The organism is Erysipelothrix urinaevulpis (assembly GCF_009828835.1).
Classification (GTDB): Bacteria; Bacillota_I; Bacilli_A; order Erysipelotrichales; family Erysipelotrichaceae; genus Erysipelothrix; species Erysipelothrix urinaevulpis.
On sequence record NZ_WTTB01000018.1, the window covers coordinates 1 to 5048 of the forward strand.

Consider the following 5048-nt stretch of genomic DNA (forward strand, 5'->3'; position numbering starts at 1 on the left):
GCAATGGTCTTTGAAAACTGAACAGGAAACGTCAATTTCAAACAGAAATAGATAACAAAAATAAAACAATAACTCGTCAGAGTTATTCATGAGAAAGAATCAAATGAAGAGTTTGATCCTGGCTCAGGATGAACGCTGGCGGCGTGCCTAATACATGCAAGTCGAACGAAGAGCGAAGGAAGCTTGCTTCTTTCAATCTTAGTGGCGAACGGGTGAGTAATACATAAGCAACCTGCCTTAATGCCTGGGATAACAGATGGAAACGTCTGCTAATACCGGATGAATTAATGAGTGGCATCACACATTAATAAAAGTTGGGATACAACACATTGAGATGGGCTTATGGCGCATTAGCTAGTTGGTGAGATAAAAGCTCACCAAGGCGATGATGCGTAGCCGACCTGAGAGGGTGACCGGCCACACTGGGACTGAGACACGGCCCAGACTCCTACGGGAGGCAGCAGTAGGGAATTTTCGGCAATGGGGGCAACCCTGACCGAGCAACGCCGCGTGAGTGAAGAAGGCCTTCGGGTTGTAAAGCTCTGTTGTAAGGGAAGAACGATAGGTAGAGGGAATGCTACTTATATGACGGTACCTTACCAGAAAGCCACGGCTAACTACGTGCCAGCAGCCGCGGTAATACGTAGGTGGCAAGCGTTATCCGGAATTATTGGGCGTAAAGGGAGCGTAGGCGGTTTATTAAGTTTATGGTTAAAGTTCGGGGCTCAACCCCGTGATGCCATAGAAACTGGTAGACTTGAGTACAGGAGAGGTTAGTGGAATTCCATGTGTAGCGGTAAAATGCGTAGATATATGGAGGAACACCAGTGGCGAAGGCGGCTAACTGGCCTGTAACTGACGCTGAGGCTCGAAAGCGTGGGGAGCAAATAGGATTAGATACCCTAGTAGTCCACGCCGTAAACGATGGATACTAAGTGTTGGAAGAATTCAGTGCTGTAGTTAACGCAATAAGTATCCCGCCTGGGGAGTATGCGCGCAAGCGTAAAACTCAAAGGAATTGACGGGGGCCCGCACAAGCGGTGGAGTATGTGGTTTAATTCGAAGCAACGCGAAGAACCTTACCAGATCTTGACATACCACGCAAAAGCATAGAGATATGTAATAGTTATGGTGGATACAGGTGGTGCATGGTTGTCGTCAGCTCGTGTCGTGAGATGTTGGGTTAAGTCCCGTAACGAGCGCAACCCTTGTCTTTAGTTACCATCATTAAGTTGGGGACTCTAGAGAGACTGCCGGTGATAAACCGGAGGAAGGTGGGGATGACGTCAAATCATCATGCCCCTTATGATCTGGGCTACACACGTACTACAATGGCGTATACAGAGGGCAGCTAAGCAGCAATGTGGTGCGAATCTCATAAAGTACGTCTCAGTTCGGATTGTAGTCTGCAACTCGACTACATGAAGGCGGAATCGCTAGTAATCGCGGATCAGCATGCCGCGGTGAATACGTTCTCGGGCCTTGTACACACCGCCCGTCAAACCATGAGAGTTGGTAATACCCGAAGCCGGTGGTCTAACCAGTTTACTGGAGGAAGCCGTCGAAGGTAGGACCAATGATTGGGGTTAAGTCGTAACAAGGTATCCGTACCGGAAGGTGCGGATGGATCACCTCCTTTCTAAGGAGAAATTAGAGAGAAGTGAAATTGGTCAAACGTTTCCTGTTCAGTTTTGAGAGTTCATTGCTCTCGGAATAAGAAAAGATGTTCTTTGAAAACTAAATAACAGAAGAGATAGAGATAGACATAAGAAATAAGTATTGTTATCAACATGATCTTTTCGAATAGTTGAAAAAACTAGATTTACATTAGAAGTTAAACAAACAGTTAAACTTAAGCAATCCAAAAAAATAACCTGAGCAAGACTCAGGTCGCTAAAAATTACATGTGATTAAATATGTAAGGGCGTACGGTGGATGCCTAGGCACTAAGAGCTGATGAAGGACGCGACGAACAGCGAAATGCTTCGGGGAGTGGTACGTACACAACGATCCGGAGGTATCCGAATGGGGGAACCCAATACTGGTTATTCAGTATTACTCTATGGTGAATACATAGCCATAGTAGAAGCAACCTTGCGAACTGAAACATCTTAGTAGCAAGAGGAACAGAAAACAACAGTGATTCCCTGAGTAGCGGCGAGCGAAACGGGAAGAGCCCAAACCATCCTTAGGGATGGGGTAGTAGGACCATGATGTGGGATTTGAAGAATTAATAGAATGGCATTGAAAGGCCAGCCAGAGAAGGTGCAAGCCCTGTATATGAAAGTTCCAAGAACCCTAATGGACTCCTGAGTACGGCGAGGCACGAGAAACCTTGTCGGAATCATCCGGGACCACCCGGAAAGGCTAAATACTCCTTAGTGACCGATAGTGAACCAGTACCGTGAGGGAAAGGTGAAAAGAACCGCGGAAGCGGAGTGAAATAGACCCTGAAACCGTATGCTTACAAGAAGTCAGAGCCCGTTAAAGGGTGATGGCGTGCCTATTGCAGAATGAACCGGCGAGTTACTCATAATGTGCAAGGTTAAGACGAAGAGTCGGAGCCGTAGCGAAAGCGAGTCTTAAGAGGGCGACAGAGTACATTGTGGTAGACCCGAAACTAAGTGATCTAGCCATGACCAGGTTGAAGTTTGGGTGAAACCAAATGGAGGACCGAACCGACTGATGTTGAAAAATCAGCGGATGAGTTGTGGCTAGCGGTGAAATACCAATCGAACTTAGAGATAGCTGGTTCTCCCCGAAATAGCTTTAGGGCTAGCGTCAAGATTAAACAACTGGAGGTAGAGCACTGAATGTATGACGGCCTCATCTCGAGGTACTGATTATAATCAAACTCCGAATGCCAGTTGTGTTTTATTGGCAGTCAGACTATGGGTGATAAGGTCCATAGTCGAAAGGGAAACAGCCCAGATCGCCAGTTAAGGTCCCAAAATTCATGCTAAGTGGAAAAGGATGTGGGGATGCACAGACAACTAGGAGGTTGGCTTAGAAGCAGCCACCCTTGAAAGAGTGCGTAACAGCTCACTAGTCGAGTGACCCTGCGCCGAAAATGTACCGGGGCTAAGCATGATACCGAAACTGCGGATTTATTGTTTCAATAAATGGTAGGGGAGCGTTCTATTCAGCGTTGAAGATGTACCGTGAGGAGCATTGGAGCGTATAGAAGTGAGAATGCCGGTGTGAGTAGCGAAATGTCAGTGAGAATCTGACACACCGATTGCCTAAGGATTCCAGGGGAAGGCTCGTCCTCCCTGGGTAAGTCGGGACCTAAGATGAGGCTGAAAAGCGTAGTCGATGGATAACAGGTTGATATTCCTGTACCCGATTCATAAGTGAAGGAATGACAGATAAGGCTAGATCAACCCAGCGACTGGAAGAGCTGGGTCAAGCAGAATAGCAGTGTGGTAGGCAAATCCGCCACAAGGATGCAAGCTGTGATGAGGAGCGAACGCGTGAGCAAGTAGCGAAGTGAAGGAAGCCATGTCTCAAGAAAAGTTTCTAGCGCTAATTATGAATTGGCCCGTACCAAAACCGACACAGGTAGGCAGGTAGAGAATACCAAGGTGAGCGAGAGAACTGTTGCCAAGGAACTCGGCAAAATGACCCCGTAACTTCGGGAGAAGGGGTGCTCTTGATAAGAGAGCCGCAGTGAATAGGCCCAAGCGACTGTTTAACTAAAACATAGCTCTCTGCAAAGTCGTAAGACGAAGTATAGGGGGTGACGCCTGCCCGGTGCTGGAAGGTTAAGGGAAAGTGTTAGACCATCTGGTCGAAGCATAGCACTGAAGCCCCAGTGAACGGCGGCCGTAACTATAACGGTCCTAAGGTAGCGAAATTCCTTGTCGGGTAAGTTCCGACCCGCACGAAAGGCGTAACGATTTGGGCGCTGTCTCGGCAGCAGACTCGGTGAAATCTTAGTACCTGTAAAAATGCAGGTTACCCGCAACTAGACGGAAAGACCCCATGGAGCTTTACTGTAGCTTGATATTGAGCTTTGAGTTTATATGTACAGGATAGGTGGGAGACAAAGAAGCATGAACGCTAGTTTATGTGGAGTCACAACTGGGATACCACTCTTGTAAACTTGAAGTTCTAACCGTGTGCCGTAATCCGGTGCCGGGAACGTGTCAGGTGGGCAGTTTGACTGGGGCGGTCGCCTCCTAAAGAGTAACGGAGGCGCCCAAAGGTACACTCAGATTGGTTGGAAATCAATCGACGAGCGTAAAGGCAGAAGTGTGCTTGACTGCGAGACCTACAAGTCGAGCAGGGACGAAAGTCGGGCTTAGTGATCCGGTGGTACCGCGTGGAAGGGCCATCGCTTAACGGATAAAAGCTACCCTGGGGATAACAGGCTAATCTCGCCCAAGAGTTCACATCGACGGCGAGGTTTGGCACCTCGATGTCGGCTCATCACATCCTGGAGCTGAATTAGGTTCCAAGGGTTGGGCTGTCCGCCCATTAAAGTGGTACGCGAGCTGGGTTCAGAACGTCGTGAGACAGTTCGGTCCCTATCTGTTGTGGGCGTTAGGAAATTTGAGGAGCGCTGCCCCTAGTACGAGAGGACCGGGGTGGACATACCGCTGGTGCACCAGTTGTCCTGCCAAGGGCATAGCTGGGTAGCTAAGTATGGACTGGATAAGCGCTGAAAGCATCTAAGCACGAAGCCAACTCCAAGATGAGATTTCCCATACGCAAGTAGTAAGACCCCTGAGAGACGATCAGGTTGATAGGTCAGGTGTGGAAGCATAGTGATATGTGGAGCTAACTGATACTAATCGGTCGAGGATTTAATCACGCTTTAAACAACAACATCGAAAAGGTCATGAACAATTGAATCTGTTATTTAGTTTTGAGAGAGTATCTCTTTCAAATCGATCTGGTGATAATAGCAAAGTGGTCACACCTGTTCCCATCCCGAACACAGAAGTTAAGCACTTTAGCGGCGAGTATAGCTATGCTAGCCATAGTGAAATTAGCTCATTGCCAGGTAAACTTAGGATAATCATTCACTTGATTATCCTTTTTTT

Annotated in this window: 3 rRNA genes; all 3 read left to right on the forward strand. The window is 47.8% G+C overall.

Features of this window, described 5'->3' with window-relative positions:
- The first annotated feature begins 100 nt into the window (after positions 1 to 100).
- Positions 101 to 1639, forward strand: a 16S ribosomal RNA gene (locus GVV10_RS09365).
- A gap of 269 nt (positions 1640 to 1908) precedes the next feature.
- Positions 1909 to 4816 (forward strand): 23S ribosomal RNA (locus GVV10_RS09370).
- Between the two features lie 80 nt (positions 4817 to 4896).
- A 5S ribosomal RNA gene (gene rrf, locus GVV10_RS09375) occupies positions 4897 to 5010 on the forward strand.
- Together the 16S, 23S and 5S rRNA genes form the textbook arrangement of a ribosomal RNA operon.
- Positions 5011 to 5048 lie beyond the last annotated feature (38 nt).